General features: G+C 68.5%; 17 protein-coding genes. 9 read left to right on the top strand and 8 right to left on the bottom strand.

Annotated features, from left to right (window positions below):
* Positions 1–41 precede the first annotated feature (41 nt).
* On the bottom strand, positions 42–671 hold the full coding sequence (locus tag ACZ5MC_RS09140; RefSeq protein ID WP_306600022.1) for a TetR/AcrR family transcriptional regulator: 630 nt from the start codon (positions 669–671) through the stop codon (positions 42–44).
* Between the two features lie 123 nt (positions 672–794).
* Between ACZ5MC_RS09140 and ACZ5MC_RS09135 the strand changes: the two genes are divergently transcribed.
* The 9 genes from ACZ5MC_RS09135 to ACZ5MC_RS09095 all read left to right on the top strand — a co-directional run bounded on the left by ACZ5MC_RS09135 (position 795) and on the right by ACZ5MC_RS09095 (position 8,305).
* A complete protein-coding gene (locus ACZ5MC_RS09135; protein WP_306600021.1) occupies positions 795–1,127 on the top strand; it encodes an ArsR/SmtB family transcription factor in 333 nt (110 codons plus the stop codon).
* A 12-nt stretch (positions 1,128–1,139) separates the two neighbouring features.
* On the top strand, positions 1,140–2,441 hold the full coding sequence (locus ACZ5MC_RS09130; RefSeq protein WP_464517583.1) for a TolC family protein: 1,302 nt from the start codon (positions 1,140–1,142) through the stop codon (positions 2,439–2,441).
* Between the two features lie 3 nt (positions 2,442–2,444).
* Positions 2,445–3,446, top strand: a complete 1,002-nt coding sequence (locus tag ACZ5MC_RS09125; RefSeq protein WP_464517582.1) for an efflux RND transporter periplasmic adaptor subunit — start codon at positions 2,445–2,447, stop codon at positions 3,444–3,446.
* Positions 3,443–6,718: an efflux RND transporter permease subunit gene (locus ACZ5MC_RS09120; RefSeq protein WP_464517581.1), complete on the top strand. Its 3,276-nt coding sequence runs from the start codon at positions 3,443–3,445 to the stop codon at positions 6,716–6,718. The genes ACZ5MC_RS09125 and ACZ5MC_RS09120 overlap by 4 nt, the downstream gene beginning before the upstream one ends.
* Entirely contained in the window at positions 6,715–7,119 is a 405-nt protein-coding gene (gene trxA, locus ACZ5MC_RS09115; RefSeq protein ID WP_464517580.1) for a thioredoxin, read from the top strand. Before ACZ5MC_RS09120 ends, trxA begins: the two co-directional genes overlap by 4 nt.
* A 9-nt stretch (positions 7,120–7,128) precedes the next feature.
* Positions 7,129–7,335 (top strand): YgaP family membrane protein, encoded by a 207-nt coding sequence (locus tag ACZ5MC_RS09110; protein ID WP_306600017.1) that lies wholly within the window; start codon positions 7,129–7,131, stop codon positions 7,333–7,335.
* Positions 7,335–7,526 (top strand): DUF6132 family protein, encoded by a 192-nt coding sequence (locus tag ACZ5MC_RS09105; protein WP_306600016.1) that lies wholly within the window; start codon positions 7,335–7,337, stop codon positions 7,524–7,526. The genes ACZ5MC_RS09110 and ACZ5MC_RS09105 overlap by 1 nt, the downstream gene beginning before the upstream one ends.
* A gap of 4 nt (positions 7,527–7,530) precedes the next feature.
* Entirely contained in the window at positions 7,531–7,902 is a 372-nt protein-coding gene (locus ACZ5MC_RS09100) for a rhodanese-like domain-containing protein (RefSeq protein ID WP_306600015.1), read from the top strand.
* Positions 7,903–7,972: 70 nt separating this feature from the next.
* A complete protein-coding gene (locus ACZ5MC_RS09095; RefSeq protein WP_306600014.1) occupies positions 7,973–8,305 on the top strand; it encodes an ArsR/SmtB family transcription factor in 333 nt (110 codons plus the stop codon).
* A 685-nt stretch (positions 8,306–8,990) separates the two neighbouring features.
* Here ACZ5MC_RS09095 and ACZ5MC_RS09090 read toward each other — a convergent pair.
* The 7 genes from ACZ5MC_RS09090 to ACZ5MC_RS09060 all read right to left on the bottom strand — a co-directional run bounded on the left by ACZ5MC_RS09090 (position 8,991) and on the right by ACZ5MC_RS09060 (position 15,741).
* Positions 8,991–9,413: an RrF2 family transcriptional regulator gene (locus ACZ5MC_RS09090; RefSeq protein WP_306600013.1), complete on the bottom strand. Its 423-nt coding sequence runs from the start codon at positions 9,411–9,413 to the stop codon at positions 8,991–8,993.
* Between the two features lie 4 nt (positions 9,414–9,417).
* The gene (locus ACZ5MC_RS09085; protein ID WP_464517579.1) at positions 9,418–9,945 is read right to left on the bottom strand and encodes a molecular chaperone TorD family protein; all 528 of its coding nucleotides are present in this window, start codon (positions 9,943–9,945) and stop codon (positions 9,418–9,420) included.
* A complete protein-coding gene (gene nrfD / locus ACZ5MC_RS09080; RefSeq protein ID WP_464517578.1) occupies positions 9,942–10,910 on the bottom strand; it encodes an NrfD/PsrC family molybdoenzyme membrane anchor subunit in 969 nt (322 codons plus the stop codon). Before nrfD ends, ACZ5MC_RS09085 begins: the two co-directional genes overlap by 4 nt.
* Positions 10,911–10,919: 9 nt before the next feature.
* A complete protein-coding gene (locus tag ACZ5MC_RS09075) occupies positions 10,920–11,474 on the bottom strand; it encodes a 4Fe-4S dicluster domain-containing protein (protein WP_464517577.1) in 555 nt (184 codons plus the stop codon).
* Positions 11,475–11,476: 2 nt separating this feature from the next.
* The gene (locus ACZ5MC_RS09070; RefSeq protein WP_464517576.1) at positions 11,477–13,645 is read right to left on the bottom strand and encodes a molybdopterin-containing oxidoreductase family protein; all 2,169 of its coding nucleotides are present in this window, start codon (positions 13,643–13,645) and stop codon (positions 11,477–11,479) included.
* Positions 13,646–13,706: 61 nt separating this feature from the next.
* Positions 13,707–15,392: a DUF3373 family protein gene (locus ACZ5MC_RS09065; RefSeq protein WP_306600008.1), complete on the bottom strand. Its 1,686-nt coding sequence runs from the start codon at positions 15,390–15,392 to the stop codon at positions 13,707–13,709.
* Positions 15,393–15,417: 25 nt separating this feature from the next.
* The gene (locus ACZ5MC_RS09060) at positions 15,418–15,741 is read right to left on the bottom strand and encodes a c-type cytochrome (protein ID WP_464517575.1); all 324 of its coding nucleotides are present in this window, start codon (positions 15,739–15,741) and stop codon (positions 15,418–15,420) included.
* Positions 15,742–15,798 lie beyond the last annotated feature (57 nt).

The following is a 15,798-nucleotide window of genomic DNA, read 5'->3' as shown; positions in this document are numbered from 1 at the left end:
CCCGCCGGCAAGCCGGGTGGTCGATTCGTTGGGTGTGAAGGTTAGGGCCTCAGGCTCCGGAGAACCCGGTCGAAGACCAGGCGGAGGGTCGGGTCATCCAGCTTCAGGGGGCGGCCCTGGCCGGGTCCCCGGGCCTCCCCCTTGGCCTCAAGCCTCAACAGTTCATAAAGCGGAGCGTAGGCCAGGGACCAGAAGATCCCCTTGGGGAAGTTCGCCTCCCCGGCGGCCCCCATGCCGAAGTCGGACAGCTCCCCGCGGGCGATGGCGGTGGTCACGAAGGTCCCCATCGCCTCGAACAGCGGGATGTTGGGCAGCTCGCCGTAGGTGGCCATGAGGGCGGAGTGGCGCACCTGCTCCAGGAACCGCCAGGCGAGCTGGTGCTCCCGGAAGAACCGGATCCGGTTCCGCCACTGGATCCAGAGCCCCTCCTCGAAGGGGGCCAGGGGGTCGAAGTCCTCCAGGAAGGCGTCCGTCAGGGCCTGGTTCTGCTCCACCCACAGCTGGTACAGCAGGTCCTCCCGGTCCTTGAAGTGGATGTAAAGGGTCGCGGGGGACACGCCGGCGGCCCGGGCCAGCTTCTGCATCGAGAAGCCGTCGATGCCTTCGACGACCAGCATCTCCACCGCCATCCTGCGGATCTTCTCGGCCTTGCCCGGGTCCCTGGGTCGCATCGTCACCTCAGGATCAAAAGTAAACGAACGTTCATTTATGGTCAAGGGGCCCGATTGAATTTTCTGCAATGCCGGGTTGACAGGGTTCAGAACTCTATTATTCTATGGTTGTATAGATAAAGGATGAACCAGTTGACTCTCACCCAGCCCATGATCAGCGACGTCAGCAGGCTCTTCGCCGCCCTGGGCGACGAGTCCCGGCTCCGGATCCTCAAGGTCCTCGTGGATGCCGGCCAGCCCATGTCCCAGGGCGCGGTGGCCGAGGCGGCGGGCCTTTCCCAGGCCAACGCCAGCAAGCACCTCATCCACCTCGCCCGGGTCGGGCTCGTGAACCGGGAGCCCAGCGGCAACCTCGTGCTCTTCACTCCCGTCTCCCCCCTCGTTCCCGACGTCTGCGACCTGATGTGCGCCCACGTGGCCGCGCGCGTCAAGGCCGCCTATTCCTCCATCTCCTAGGAGTCCCGTTCCATGTTTGCACTCGCGAAACGGCTCGTTCCGTCCCTGGTGGCCCTGGCGGCGACCGCCCAGCAGCCCCTCACCATCCAGGACGCCATCCGCAAGGCCTGGACGGGCCAGGCCGGCCTCCAGGCCGGCGAAGCCCTGGTGGACCGCGCCCGCGGGGAGGCCGAGGCCCTGCGCGCGCTCAACCTCCCCACCGTCAGCCTCGGCGCGGGCCTCACGCGCACCACCGAGCCCATGATGGTCTTCGGCATGCACCTCAACCAGGCCCGCATCGCCCAAACGGATTTCATCCCCGACCGCCTCAACCACCCCGACGCCGCCACCGGTTTTGGCGCCACCCTGACCGTCACCCAGCCCCTCTATGCCGGCGGGCGCCTGGACGCGGCCGCCCGGGCCGGCGCCGCCATGGCAGGCAGCGAGGCGGCCTCCCAGTCCCACCGCCGCCAGCAGGTGGCCTTCGCGGTGGCCCAGGCCTACTTCGGCGCCCAGGTGGCCGAGCAGGGCCTGCGCTACGCCGAGGACACCCTCAGGCAGGCCCAGGAGACCGAACGGTTCGTGTCCGCCCGGGTGGACCAGGGCCTGATGCTCCGTTCCGAAGGGGACCGCACCCGCGCCTTCCGCGCCCAGAGCGAGGCCGGCGTCGCCGAGGCCCGCAACCGGGTGGCCTCGGCCCGCTCCGGCCTGGCCCTGCTCATGGGCGGGGAGGCCGCGGGCCCCCTGGCCACCGCCGTGGACGCGCCCCTTCCGGCCCTGCCCGCGGCTCCCGGCCGCCGGGGCGACCTGGAGGCCCTGAAGCTCCAGGGGCAGGCCGCCCGCGAAGGCGTGGCCGCCGCCCGCGGCAGCCTGAAACCCGAAGTGGGCCTCAGCCTCGCGGCCGGCACGGCCCGCTACGCCGTGGGCGAAGGGGGGAACTGGACCACCGCCTCCCTGGGGGCGAAGTGGACCTTCTCCTTCTCCGACACGAAGCGGGTGTCTTCCGCCAGGGCCCAGGCCCGGGCCGCGGAGCTGGGCCTGAAGTGGCAGGAGCAGCAGGCCTCGCGCGAAACGGACGAGGCCCGGCGCTTCCTGGAAACGGCCCAGGCGAAGATCGCCTTCGCCAAGGTGGCGGTGGAGGCCTCGGAAAGCGCGAGGACCATCCGCATCGCCCGGCACCGCGAGGGGCTCGTGCCCCTGGTGGAGGTGCTGGACGCGGAGGCCGGGCTCTCCGGCGCCCGCACCCTCCTCCTGAACAGTGAACTGGAATGGCGCCTGGGCGGAGCCCAGCTCGCCCTGGCCCTCGGACAACCCATTGAAGGCGTCACGGAGTAGATGATGAAACGCACCCTGATCCTGCCCATCACCGCCCTGCTGGCGGGCCTCGCCTGCGGCAAGCACGAGGCCCCCCAGGCCCCCCCCATGCCCGCGGCCAAGGTGCGCCTGGCCGCGGTGGACCCCGCCGGCGACGCCGGCTGGATCGCCGCGACCCTGACCGCGACCCGCCGGGCCACCCTTTCCACCCGCATGGCGGCCTCGGTCACCCGGGTCTTCGCCAACGAAGGCCAGCACGTGGCCGAAGGCGCCCTCCTGGTGAGCCTCTCCGACGGGGACCTCCAGGGCGGGCTCAAGGCGGCCGAGACCGCCGTGGCCGCCGCCCAGGCCCACCACCGCCGGATCGAGGCCCTCTCGAAGATCAACGCCTCCACCCCCAGCGAGCTGGAGATGGCCGCCACGAACCTGGCCCAGGCCCAGGCCGGCCTCGCGGGCGTGAAGGCCAACCTCGCCTACACCCAGATCCGCGCGCCCTTCGCGGGCATCGTCCAGAGCCGCATGGTCAACGAGGGCGCCTTCGTGGGCCCCGGCCAGCCCCTGGTGGAGCTCGAGGGCCAGGGCGCCCTGGAGCTGGAGGGCACCGTGTCCGAACAGGAGGCCAGGAGCCTGCGCATCGGCCTGAAGGTGCCCTTCGAGGCCGACGGCAAGCCCGGCACGGCCGAGATCACGGCCCTGTCCACCGGCGGGGACCCCGTGTCCCACCGGGGCACGATCCGGGCCCGCATCCTGGGCGCCACCGGATTCCGGTCCGGCGCCTTCGCCCGCATCAAGTCGCCGGGCGCGGCTCCCGAAGGGCTCTCGGTCCCCAGGTCCGCCCTGGTGGTCCGCGGCGAGCTCTCCGGGGTCTTCGTGGCCCGGGACGGCAAGGCCGAGCTGCGCTGGCTCTCCCTGGGCGATGCGCGGGGCGCCGCGGTGCCGGTGCGCGCGGGCCTGAAGGCCGGTGAGCAGGTCATCGACAATCCCGGCACCCTCGTGGACGGCCAGCCCGTCGAGGTGTCCAAATGACCGACGCTCCCAAGCTGGGCCTCGCCGGCAGGATGGCCAAGGGCTTCCTGCGCAGCAAGCTCACCCCCCTCATCGTCCTCGCCTCGCTCATGCTGGGCGTCATGGCCGTGGTCCTCACGCCCCGCGAGGAGGAGCCGCAGATCATCGTCCCCATGGTGGACCTCTACGTCCCCTTCCCCGGGGCCAGCCCCCGCGAGGTGGAGGCCCAGGTCACCACGCCGCTCGAGAAGCGCCTCTGGGGCATCCCGGGCGTCGAGTACCTCTACGGCACGAGCCGGCCCGGCATGGCCCTGGTCACCGTGCGCTTCAAGGTCAACGAGCCCCAGGAGCCCAGCCTGGTGAAGGTCCACCAGGAGCTGGCCGCCCACCCCGAGATCTTCCCCGCCGGGGCCATGAAGCCCATCGTGCGCCTGCAGACCATCGACGACGTGCCCTTCCTCACCCTCACCCTGCACGGCGAGGGGCAGACCCCGGGCCAGCTCAGGCGCATGGGCGAGGTGCTGGCCCGCGAGCTCTCCACCGTGCCCGACACGGCCCAGGCCCGGGTCATCGGCGGGGCGCGGCGCATGGTTCGCATCGAGCCCGACCCCGACAAGCTTCGGGCCCTGGGCATGTCCCTGGCCGAGCTGCAGCCCGCGCTCCAGAGCGCCGAGGCCCAGCTGCCGGCGGGCGCCCTGGTGGACCACAACCGCCGCACCACCCTCGAGGCCACCGGCTTCGTCCTGGAGGCCCGGGAGCTGAACCGCCTGGTGGTGGGCGTGCGCAACCAGAAGCCCGTCTACCTCGCCGACGTTGCCGCGGTCTCAGACGGACCCGACCCCGAACCTCCGGTCGTGCTCTACGGCGCCAAGGGAAGCCTCGAGAACGCCGTCACCGTCGCCCTCTCCAAGCGCGCCGGCTCCAACGCCACGGCGCTGTCCCGCCTGGCCCTGGACAAGGTCGAGGCCCTGCGCGGCTCCGTCCTCCCCCGGTCCCTCAAGGTGGACGTCACCCGCGACTACGGCGAGACCGCCGGCGACAAGTCCAACGAGCTCATCGAGCACCTCCTCATCGCCACCCTGTCGGTCATCGCGCTGATACTTCTCGCCATGGGCTGGCGGTCGGCGGTGGTGGTGGGCGTGGCGGTGCCGGTGACCCTCGCCCTCACGCTGCTCCTCACCTACCTCCTGGGCTATACGCTCAACCGGGTGACGCTCTTCGCCCTCATCTTCTCCATCGGCATCCTGGTGGACGACGCCATCGTGGTGGTGGAGAACATCCACCGGCACATGCACCTGCCCGGCCCGCGCAAGTCCTTCGCCACCACCGTGGTGGAGGCCGTGGACGAGGTGGGCAACCCCACGATCCTGGCCACCTTCGCCGTCATCGCCGCCATCCTGCCCATGGCCTTCGTGCGGGGCCTCATGGGGCCCTACATGCGCCCGATCCCCATCGGCGCCAGCCTGGCCATGATCTTCAGCCTGGCCATCGCCTTCGTCATCAGCCCCTGGGCCGCCCTCAAGATCTTCCGCAAGGAGGCCCACCTGCCCGAGGTGGACGAGACCGGCCTGCACCCGGCCACCGACGAGAACGAGCCTCCCGAACCCGACCACGACCACAACATCGCCCCCGAGGACCTCAGCACGCGCATCTACCGCAAGGTGATGCGGGCCCTCCTCACCAGCGGCAAGGTGCGCCTGGGCTTCCTGGTTGCGGTTCTCGCCATGCTGGGCGGCGCAGGGGCCCTGGTGGGCACCGGCGTGGTCAAGGTCAAGATGCTGCCCTTCGACAACAAGTCCGAGTTCATGGTCCAGCTGGACCTCCCCGCGGGCACCCCCCGCGAGGATTCCCTGGCCCTGGGCCAGCAGCTGGCCAGGAGGCTCATGCAGGAGCCCGTCGTCAAGGACGTGCAGGTCTACGCCCAGGAGGCCGCGCCCTACACCTTCGTGGGCATGGTGCGCCACAGCTTCCTGCGCCAGGACGCGAGCCAGGTGGACATCCAGGTGAACCTGGTCGCCAAGGGCGACCGCAAGGAGCAGAGCCACGCCATCGCCACCCGGCTGCGGCCCGAGCTGGAGAAGTACACCGTTCCCGCCGGCGCCCGCATGAAGGTCGTCGAGATCCCCCCCGGGCCTCCGGTGCTGGACACCGTGGTGGCCGAGATCTACGGCCCCACCCCCGCCGAGCGCGCCCGGTACGGCGGCGAGGTCCTCAAGGCCTTCCGGTCCGTGGACGGCGTGGTGGACGTGGACTCGACCCTCAATCCCACCGATCCCAAGATCAGCCTCGTGCTGGACCGGGAGAAGGCCGCCCTCCACGGCGTGGCGCCCGCCCACGTGATCCAGACCCTCTCCATGGCCGGCCAGGGCTTCCCCGCCGGGAGCTTCCACGTGCTCGACGGCTCCTCCCAGGTGCCGGTGGTGGTCCAGCTGGCCTCCTCCCGCCGGCGAGACCTGCGCGACCTGCTCCAGCTCGCGGTGCCCGGCGCCAAGGGCATGGTGCCCCTCTCGCAGCTGGTCACGGTCCAGGAGGGCCTCGAGGAGGCCGACATCTTCCACAAGAACCTCATGCCGGTCTCCTACGTCTTCGGGGACCTGGCCGGGAGGATCGAGAGCCCCGTCTACGCGCTGGCCGCCCTCGGGAAGAAGATCGACGCCATCCCCGGCACCCAGGGCCGCCCCGTGGCGCGCCTGGGCCTCTCCCACCCCGCCGCGACCGAGGACCTGGTCATGAAGTGGGACGGGGAGTGGCACATCACGCTCGAGGTATTCCGGGACCTGGGGCTGGCCTTCGCCGCGGTGCTGGTGCTGATCTTCGTTCTGGTGGTGGGCTGGTTCGAGAGCTTCACCATCCCCTTCGTGATCCTGGTGCCCATCCCGCTCTCGCTCATCGGCATCATCCCGGCCCACGGGATGCTGGGGGCCTTTTTCACGGCCACCAGCATGATCGGCTTCATCGCCGGCGCCGGCATCATCGTGCGCAACTCCATCATCCTGGTGGACTTCATCGAGCTGAAGCTGTCCGAGGGCATGGCGCTGGAAAGCGCCGTGGAAGAGGCAGGCGTGGTGAGGTTCCGCCCCATGCTCCTCACCGCGGCGGCCGTGATGGTGGGCTCCTCGGTGATGCTGGCCGACCCCATCTTCCAGGGCCTGGCCATCAGCCTCATGTCCGGCGAAGTGGCCGCCACGCTCCTGTCCCGCCTCGCCGTGCCCGTGCTCTATTACCTCGTCGCCCGCCGGGGCCGCGCAGCGGAACTCCAGCGGAAGGCATCCAACGTGCAGGAGCTGTCTTGAAACACCTCGTCCCCGTCCTCGCCGCCGCCGCCTTCCTGGGCTGCGGATTCCTCCCCAAGGCCGCCTCCAAGGAGCCCGCCGTGTCCAACGTCGTCACCCTCACCGCCTCCGCCTTCCCCGCCGTCAAGGCCCAGGGCAAGCCGGTCCTCATCGATTTCTGGGCCCCCTGGTGCGGCCCCTGCCGCACCCAGGGTCCCATCGTGGACCAGGTCGCCAACCAGATGGGAGATCGGGCCATCGTCGCCAAGCTCAACGTGGACGACGAGCGGAACCTCGCATCGCAGTTCGCGGTCCAGGCCATCCCCACCCTCGTCGTCCTGAAGGACGGCAACGTCGTGCAGCGCTTCGTGGGCGTGCAGAGCGCCGACGTCCTCAAGAACGCCCTCGAATCCGCCAACTAGGGAGACCCCATGAACGTCGACCGCATCGTCCACATCTTCGCCGGAAGCATGATCATGATCAGCCTGGCCCTGGGCCACTGGGTGAGCCCCTGGTGGTTCCTGCTCACCCTCTTCGTGGGCGTCAACCTCTTCCAGAGCGGCATCACCAACTGGTGCCTGATGTCGCGCATCCTGGCCAAGGCGGGCGTGCCCACCCAGGGAAGCTGCGGCCTCTGATGCTGACCCTCCTCCTCGCCAAGCGCCTGGCCCTGGGAATCCTCATCGGAGGCGGCCTGGGCCTGGGATACTGGAAGCTCATCGGGTGCTCCACCGGCACCTGCCCCCTCACCGCCACCCCCCTGCGGGCCATGCTCTACGGTGCCGTCATGGGCACCATCTGGGCCCTGGGCGGCTCCTCCCGGTCCTGACGCCATGCCCCAGCTTTCCCACGCCGAGTTCACCCTCCTGGCCGCGCTCCTCGTGGGCCTGGCCTGGTTCCTCCTCCTGCGCAACCGCAACCGCCAGCCGCCGCTCACCCAGCAGCAGGTGGCCGAACTGCGCAGGCGGGGGGCCCTGATCCTGGACGTGCGCTCCGTGGGGGAGTTCTCCCAGGGCCACGCCAAGGGCGCCCGGAACATTCCCCTGCCCCTCCTCAAGGACCGCCTGGGGGACCTGGACCGGAAGAAGCCCATCCTCGCCTGCTGCGCCTCCGGCGCCCGCAGCGCCTCGGCCTGCCGGATCCTCCTGAAGGCGGGCTTCCAGGACGTGCACAACGTCGGCTCCTGGACCGCCCTGAAGCCCTGAAAAACAAGGCCCTTCGCCTGGACAGGCCGGGATCCCGACAGTATGCTTGTATGCGTAAACTGGAGATTGAATGGACCATCCCCCCTTGAGCGACCCCATGATCGAGGAAGTGAGCCGTCTCTTCCTGGCCCTGGGGGATCCGTCCCGGCTCAAGATCCTCCGGTGCCTCCTGGAAGCCAAGGACCCCATGAGCCAGGGCGCCATCGCCGAGGCCACGTCCCTTTCCCAGGCCAACGCCAGCAAGCACCTCGCGTTCCTGGTGCGGGTGGGCCTGGCGAACCGGGAGCCGCAGGGGAACGTGGTGTTCTTCACGCCGGTGATGCCCCTGGTGGGGGACGTGTGCGACCTGGTGTGCGGGCATGTGGCGGAGCGGGTGAAGGCCGCGTACCACGCGCTGGGCTGAGGCGTTTCTTATTCAGGAACCAAGGGCGGCCTGGTGACATGGGATTCCTCAAACAGGGGCGGCATGGATTGTGCCCGCCTCATCCGAGGAGAACCAAGATGTACGCTGGAATCAGCCTCCATAAACGAAGTGACGCCGAATTGGGAGCCGTTCACGGCGGAATGTTCGCAAGTTCCATGGGATACGGCAGGCCGCTGGCATCTCCGGCCTGCCCTCCCACGTTCACCTCGCGTGGCCTGGGGACAGCAATGGGTCAGGGAGCCATTGGCGGGGCCGCGAAGGGAGCCCTATCTGGAGGTCCCGGAGTCCTTGGTGGTGCTGTCAGTGGAGGCCTTGCGCCCGGAATCGGCTACAGCGCCACCCATCACGGAGGAATGGCTTCCATGCCTTCTTCGAACATCAATTCCTGGATGGTTCAGGGCCGCTGGAATTCCCACCCGCAGTCCATGTGATGACAAATCCGAATCACCTCCATGGCCTCATTTGGGCACTGGTTGGTGTTGCTGCAGCATCCATGTTCCTGCCCCGACCCACCTGCCCGCGTTGCGGGAGAAGGAAACCTGTCCTGCAAGGATTCCGCAGCTTCCGGAACTGGATCATGGGAAGATGGCATTGCCCGAACTGCAATGCACTCATCTCCCACAGAGGCCGCATCCTCCCATGAGGGGCGGAAGGCGCCGCGGTGTCAACGGGAGGCGCTTTCCGGCAGGAACCGCCCCAGGTCCCCCACCGTCAGCCGGGTAAGTTCCGAAGTCATCCGCTCCCGCACCTCCCGGCAGCAGGTCCATGCGGCGCAGTCCACCCGGCCCGTGCATTCGCCGATGCCCAGGAGGCAGGAGCTCCGCCATTCCGGTCCGTCCAGCACATCCACCACCTCGGCCAGGTGGATCTCGCCGGCGGGGCGCGTCAGCCGGAACCCGCCGTTGCGTCCGCGAACGGACTGCACCAGGCCGGCCTTCTGGAGGACCTGGAGCACCTTGCCCAGGAAGGGACGGGGCGCGCCGGTGCGGGCGGAGAGGTCCCCTACCAGCCGCAGGTCCCCCGGCGGTCCCTCCAGGAGAGCCATGGACCGGAAGGCGTAGTTCACCGAATGGGAGAAGGAATGCATGGGGTCACCCGAGGAGATCGGCGCAGAGATCCGTCGCGCCGGCGAGGACCTCTCCGACCGCTGCGTAGAAGGGGTGAACGCCGGGCCTGCCCAGTTCCAGGGCGACGCTGCCCGCAAGGGGCTGGAGGTGGCAGGTGAAGAGGCGGCCCGTGGGCAGCTCCGGCTCCTCGGCCCGGCGCAGGAGGTGGCCCAGGAGGAGGAGCAGCACGCCCAGGTGGTCCGGCGGGACGCCGGGGTCGGGGTGGATGCCGGCGGCCTCGAAGATGCCGTCCAGTTCCAGGAGCACGCCCTCGTCCCGCAGCTGCCCGGTCCTGACCGCCGAGAGCTCCAGGCGGATGCCCCGCCCCGCCAGGAAGAGCCCGGCGTAGGCGACGTCCAGCTCGCCGGAAGGAGCCGCGGCCAGGGCCTCCAGCCCCCGGCGCAATCCGGGCGGCGCCCAGGGCGCTCCGGCGAAAGCCGCCCAGTCCGCGGTGGCGCCGGGAACCAGGAAGACCTCGCCCAGCGTCTCCAGGAGGTCGGGGAAGGCCGTCACTTGAACCCGCTGGCCTGGCCGGCGAAGACGAAGACGTAGCGCAGGACGTAGCCGCCGAAGATCACCAGCCCCGCGGCCGTCATGGCCAGGCGGTGCGTGATGTGCAGGGTCCCCTTGCCGAGGAGCACAGGCTTGAACTCCCACAGCTCGATGGCCAGGGGCAGCAGGAGGCCCGCGCCCATGAAGAGCACCCAGAAGACGAAGGTGAAGGGGCCGCCGAGGACGAGGGCGAGGGCCTCGCGAACGGCCAGCACCGAGAGCTCTCCGTGGATCAGGTACGGCACGACAATGAAAAACTCCAGCAGGATCAGGCAGATATCAAGGGTGTACAGGAACCGGAACTCGGCGACATCCTTGGGGCCCTTCTGCACCACCCGCGCCAGGATCAGAACGGCGGTGCCGGTGCTCAGGGCGCTGAAGAGGAAGAGCTGGGCCACGAGGTTGGTGTTCCAGAAGGGCCGGGCCTGCACCGCGCCCAGCAGGACGCCCGTGTAGATGCCGACGCCGATGGCGAAGGGGAAGCCCAGCATGGCCAGGCGCCGCTTCCATGCGCCCAGGTCGCGGTTGAGGGCCAGGAGCCGGGGCCGCCAGGGGGTCTTCGCCGGGATGCGCGCGAAGAGCCGGTTGCGCTCGTCCTCCGTGAGCCAGGCGAAGAGGTTCACCAGGGTGATGCCGGTGAAGACCAGAAGCAGCCAGGACCCGATGGACATGGGCGACTCCCACCGGAAGGTCACGAAGAGCTTCCAGAAGCGCCACCACTTCCCCAGGTCGAAGACCAGCAGGAAGGACCCCAGGGCCACGGGCCAGGGCGCCAGGAGGGCCCCGATCCGGGCGATGCGCGTGTAGGCGGGGACGCCGTCCACCTGCAGCCAGGTGCAGAAGGCGGACACGAAGAAGATCCCCGCGGAGAGGCCGCCGAGGAACAGGTAGTTGACGATGAGGAATTCCCAGACAGGTTCATGCATGGTTGGCTCCTACAGGAGGTAGTACAGCTGGGGGCCGTTGCCCGTCTGGGGTTTGAGGACGCGGTACCGCCGGCTCTCCAGCAGCGCGTGCAGCGCGCTCCCGGAGTCGTTGAGGTCGCCGAAGGTGCGGACCTTGCTGGGGCAGGTCTCCACGCAGGCGGGGAGCTCGCCCCGGTCCACCCGGTGGGAGCAGAAGGTGCACTTGTCCACCACCTTCGTCTCCTCGTTGAAGAACCGCGCGTCGAAGGGGCAGGCGATCATGCAGTACTTGCAGCCGATGCAGTCGGCCTCCCGCACCTGCACGATGCCGTCCTCGCGCTGGAAGCTGGCCCCGGTGGGGCAGACCCGCACACAGCTGGGGTTGTCGCAGTGGTGGCACTGCTCGGGGTCGAAGGAGGACCGCAGCCGGGGGTAGGCGCCGCCGTGCTCGGCGTTGATGCGGTTGCGGAAGACGCCCAGGGGGACGTCGTTCTCGGCCTTGCAGGCGACGATGCAGGCCTTGCAGTCGATGCATTTCCTGGAGTCCAGGACCATCGCGTAGCGCTTGACGGGATTCTTGGCCATGATCACACCTTCACCACGTTGACGAACGTCTCGTGCATGGCGGCGTTGCCGCTCACCTTGTCCCAGGCGGTCTCCAGCAGCACGGCGTCGGCCGCGCCCACGTTGTGCACCAGCTTGAGCCAGGGGGACCTCTTCCCGAACCCGTGGAGCATGAACACGCAGTCCGGGCGGATCTCCTCGGTGGCCCGGGCCTTGATGCGCACGGTGCCGGCGGTGCTGGTCACCTGGACCAGGTCCCCGGTGCGGATTCCCAGGCGGGTGGCCTGGTCCTGGTTGATCCAGAGGTCGTTCTCGGGGACCTGCTCGTGGAGCCACGGCAGGCCGGCCAGGGCGGCGTGGGTGATCGTCGCCTTGCGGCCCAGGATCATGCGGAACTTCCCGGAGGGGGGCTGGGCGGGGGAGGCGTAGACCGGCAGGGGGTCGTGGCCCGCTTCCGCCAGCCGCTCCGAGAAGATCTCGATCTTCCCGCTCTTGGTGACGAAGCGGTAGGCGGCGTTCCGGGTCGTGCCGTACTTGGGCTCGCTGAAGGCCACCACGCCGTGCTTCTTCATGTACTCGAGGCCGTTCTCCACGGGGAGTTCCTTGGCCTCGGCCTCGATCCACTGGTCGATGGTGTAGTCGAAGTAGTCCGCGAGCCCCAGGCGCCTGGCGAGGCCCTGGGCGATGTCCAGCATGGGCAACGTGTCGTGGATCGGCTTGATGACCTGCTGGCGCAGCACGGCGGCGGGCCAGATGCCGGGCATCACCTCGATGGGATCGGTGCGCTCCAGGTAGTGGCTCTCGGGGAAGACCACGTCGGCGTACCAGGCGGTGTCGCTCATGGCGATGTCCACCACGCCGATGAAGTCCATGCCCTCCATCATCTTCAGCGTCTTCCCCTGGTCCGGCACGGCGTTGAGCGGGTCCTGCTTGTAGATCATCCAGGCCTTCACCGGGTAGGGCGCGCCCTTGAGGACGTTCTCCCGGGTCTGGAGGTAGACGCCGTCCTTCGCGGAGGCCAGGGGGAAGTTCTTCTCCACCTCGTCCACTCGGCCGGCCTTGGGATCGTCCCAGGGCAGGAACATGAACTCGCCCTTGGCGACCTTCCGGTTGGGCACCATGCCCCCTTCCCGGTCCCAGTTGCCCACGATGGTGTTGAGGATGGCCTGGGCGCGCCGCATCTGGAAATCGTTCTGGTACCAGCTGGAGCGGCGCCCCGCGTAGAACACGGCCCGGTGGCCGGCGTCGGCGAACTCCCGGGCGATGCGGGTGATCTCCCGGGCGGGGATGCCGGTCTCGGCCTCGGCGAATTCGGGCGTGTAGGGCAACACGTGCTCCACCAGCCGGTCGAAGCCCAGGGTCCACTGGTCCAGGAAGGCCTTGTCGCAGCGGTCCTCGCGGATGATCACGTGGATCATGGCCAGGATGAAGGCCATGTCGGTGCCGGGCTTGATGGGGTACCACTCGTCGGCCTTGGAGGCGGTGACGGTGAAGCGCGGGTCGAGGTAGACGAACTTCGCCTTGCGCTCCATGACGCCGCCGATGAGGTCCATGGTGTCGGGGGTGATGATGCTCTCGAAGCGGTTGGCCCCGGCCATGATCACGTACTTGGCGTTCTGCAGGTCGAAGCTGGGCACCGTCCCGAAGGTCATGGAGTAGGCCAGGTTCACCGAGGCCAGGCAGAGCGAGGGGTGCCGCAGGATGTTGGGGCTGCCGAAAGCCAGGCCCAGGTTTTTGAAGAACACTTCCTGGAAGCCCTCGGTGCTTGACCAGAGGGTCCCCTCGGGGCCGTGCTTCGCCTTGGTCTCGGCGAGCTTTTTCGCTGCGAAGTCGAAGGCCTCGTCCCAGGACACGGGCTTCCACTTGCCTTCGCCCCGCGCTCCGGCGCGGATCAGGGGCTGCTTGAGCCTGTCGGGGTCGTACACCTGCTGGATGGCCGCGTTGCCCCTCGCGCAGAGCATGTTGCGGGACTTGGGGTTCTCGGGATTGGGGTTCAGCTTGTGGATGCGGCCCTTGCGGACGGAGGCCAGGACCGAGCACTTGTTGGGGCACAGCTCGCAGGTGGTCGGGATCCCCAGGGGGACCGGGGGTTCCGCGGCGCGCCTGCCCTTCCCGAAGAATTTCGGGCAGGCGATGCTGGTGGCGGCGAAACCGCCGGCGCCGACGATCTGCAGGAACAGACGGCGATCCATGGGAGCTCCTCAGGGAATGCCTTTCCCGGCGATCCTCGAAGGAGGATCGCCGGGAGGAAGATCAGAACTTCACTTCAAGGGAGACGTAGGTGTTCTTGATGCCCGAAGGCGCCGCGTACTGGAGCATCGGGTTGTTGTTCAGGTCGTACGCGTTCTCCCAGGTGCCGGACATGGGGGCGGGGGCGATGTGCCAGCCGCTGAAGGCATGGGTGTACTTGTAGTCCAGGTAGCCCACGCGCAGGGCCACGTTCTTCACGAATTCCCAGTGGACGTAGGCCTCGATCACGTCGCCGCGGGTGGAGAGCTTCTCCGTGGCCTCGCCGGTGGCGGGGCTGTAGGTGAACCATTTGGGCGAGCCGTGGTTGAACTCCAGGCCGAAGCCCAGGTTGTCCTTCACGTCCCAGCGGGCGCCCACGTAGTAGGCGGTGGCGGTCTGGCTCTTGTTCGCGTCGCCCAGGAGGCCGCCGAAGCCGGTGAGCTGGTAGTTGGCGCCGCCCATGGCCGCGGGCATGTCCCAGTAGGCGCCGTACTGGCTGGTCCTGCCGTTGGGGTTGCTCTTGATGCTGCCGAAGCTGGCGAAGTAGGTGAAGCTGTCGCCGATCTTGTGCTTCCAGGTGGCGGTGACCTGGTCCATGTCGCCCAGGTTGTTGGTGGCCGTCACGTACTGGATGCTGGGCATGCCGCCCATGCCGGGCTGGGCGGGCACCGGGAAGTTGTTGAGCTCGCCGAAGGGGATGTCCGTCATGTTCCCGAACCGGTTGAAGCCCAGGTAGAAGTTCGCGCTGTGCACGGTGCCCAGGCCCTCGAAGAGGAGGGGGATGTCGAGCATCGCGCCCAGGACGGTGCTGTCCTTGAGGTTGCCGATCCGGTTGACCTGCATCGCGGCGCCCGCGGGGTTGGCCATGGTCGCGTTGGTGAAATTGAAGCCCACGGGGGCGTAGGTGGACTTCACCAGCCCGCCGCCGCCGAAGCCGCTCTCGTAGCCCACGCCGTAGCACAGGCCCAGGAGGGAGTGCTCGGGGAAGCCCAGCTTGTCCAGATGGAACTTCCAGCCGATGCCGTCGACCATGGCGTTGACGGCCAGGGCCTGGGGCGTGGCCTGGCGCTCGCCGCCTTCGCGCACCTCGAACGGAGGCCCGTCGGAGGTGTTCTGGCGGCCGATGGACAGCACGCCCAGGGCGGGCCAGTCGTACACGAAGCTGGCGCGCTCCACCTTGAGGGTGTCGTTGCCGGGCACCTTGCCGCTGTTGAAGGAGTTCTGCACGGTGTTGGGCGAGCCGTTGAAGATGGGCACGTCGGCGCCGCCGTGGATCTTGTACATGGTCAGCCGGCCGAAGATCTTGCCGTGTTCGCCGATGGCCATGCCCATGCGCAGCCGCAGGCGCGTGGACCACTGGGTGGAATTGTCGTAGTCCTGCTCACCCACCTGCTGGGCCATGGGCATGAAGGGGTACGGGTTGGAGGCCGATGGGGAGGGGTTCTGCACGAACCCCATGAACTGCTGGTAGGGCTTGAAATGCCACTTGGCGCTGTCGAAGCGCGTGCGGAGATCGCCGCCCCAGGAGATGTTGTCCTGGGCGACCTTGGTCTCCACCTTGACGAGGGTCTTCTCCTGGTCCCTGGATTTCTCCTCCAGGACGGCCACCTGCTTCTTGAGTTCGTCGAGCTGCTTCTTCACGTCCTCCTGGGCGGCAAGACCCATGGGAGCGAGGACGGCGAGGGTGAGGGCGATTCGGGAAATGCGCATGGTTCGGCTCCAGAGCAGGGGAGGATCAGCCGCCGCAGGTTTCGGGCTGGGGGGAATCGGAGGCGTGGTTGATCAGGAAGGTCTTGATGTCCAGGATCTGTTCGGGGGTGCCGTACTTCGGCGAGAAGCCCTCGCCCGTCCTCCCGTGCTTGCCGGCGTCGAAGACCTTGCGCCACTGGGCCTGGGTCTTGGAAAGGGGGGTCACCACAGCGGCCTTCCCGTTCTCCACGTGGCAGGACTTGCAGTTCTTCTTGAAGTAGAACTTCCCCTTGGTGTCGCTGCCCTTGGGCTCCGCGGCGAGGGGGGCCGCCAGGAGGGCGGCCAGCGTGAAGATCGATAGTAATTTCATGAGTTTTCCTTTCTTCCGGGCGCCGAAGCGCGTGTTGGGGTAGAGGTAACCCAAGGA

It is taken from the genome of Mesoterricola sp. JemC181 (assembly GCF_055384585.1).
The sequence above is the reverse complement of the archived record's forward strand: the minus strand, read 5'-3'. Positions and strand labels throughout refer to the sequence as shown.

Coding starts and splice junctions, on each gene's coding strand:
- ACZ5MC_RS09140 (WP_306600022.1), bottom strand. CDS start 671: ATGCGACCCAGGGACCCGGGCAAGGCCGAGAAGATCCGCAGGATGGCG.
- ACZ5MC_RS09135 (WP_306600021.1), top strand. CDS start 795: ATGAACCAGTTGACTCTCACCCAGCCCATGATCAGCGACGTCAGCAGG.
- ACZ5MC_RS09130 (WP_464517583.1), top strand. CDS start 1,140: ATGTTTGCACTCGCGAAACGGCTCGTTCCGTCCCTGGTGGCCCTGGCG.
- ACZ5MC_RS09125 (WP_464517582.1), top strand. CDS start 2,445: ATGAAACGCACCCTGATCCTGCCCATCACCGCCCTGCTGGCGGGCCTC.
- ACZ5MC_RS09120 (WP_464517581.1), top strand. CDS start 3,443: ATGACCGACGCTCCCAAGCTGGGCCTCGCCGGCAGGATGGCCAAGGGC.
- ACZ5MC_RS09110 (WP_306600017.1), top strand. CDS start 7,129: ATGAACGTCGACCGCATCGTCCACATCTTCGCCGGAAGCATGATCATG.
- ACZ5MC_RS09105 (WP_306600016.1), top strand. CDS start 7,335: ATGCTGACCCTCCTCCTCGCCAAGCGCCTGGCCCTGGGAATCCTCATC.
- ACZ5MC_RS09100 (WP_306600015.1), top strand. CDS start 7,531: ATGCCCCAGCTTTCCCACGCCGAGTTCACCCTCCTGGCCGCGCTCCTC.
- ACZ5MC_RS09095 (WP_306600014.1), top strand. CDS start 7,973: ATGGACCATCCCCCCTTGAGCGACCCCATGATCGAGGAAGTGAGCCGT.
- ACZ5MC_RS09090 (WP_306600013.1), bottom strand. CDS start 9,413: ATGCATTCCTTCTCCCATTCGGTGAACTACGCCTTCCGGTCCATGGCT.
- nrfD (WP_464517578.1), bottom strand. CDS start 10,910: ATGCATGAACCTGTCTGGGAATTCCTCATCGTCAACTACCTGTTCCTC.
- ACZ5MC_RS09075 (WP_464517577.1), bottom strand. CDS start 11,474: ATGGCCAAGAATCCCGTCAAGCGCTACGCGATGGTCCTGGACTCCAGG.
- ACZ5MC_RS09070 (WP_464517576.1), bottom strand. CDS start 13,645: ATGGATCGCCGTCTGTTCCTGCAGATCGTCGGCGCCGGCGGTTTCGCC.
- ACZ5MC_RS09065 (WP_306600008.1), bottom strand. CDS start 15,392: ATGCGCATTTCCCGAATCGCCCTCACCCTCGCCGTCCTCGCTCCCATG.
- ACZ5MC_RS09060 (WP_464517575.1), bottom strand. CDS start 15,741: ATGAAATTACTATCGATCTTCACGCTGGCCGCCCTCCTGGCGGCCCCC.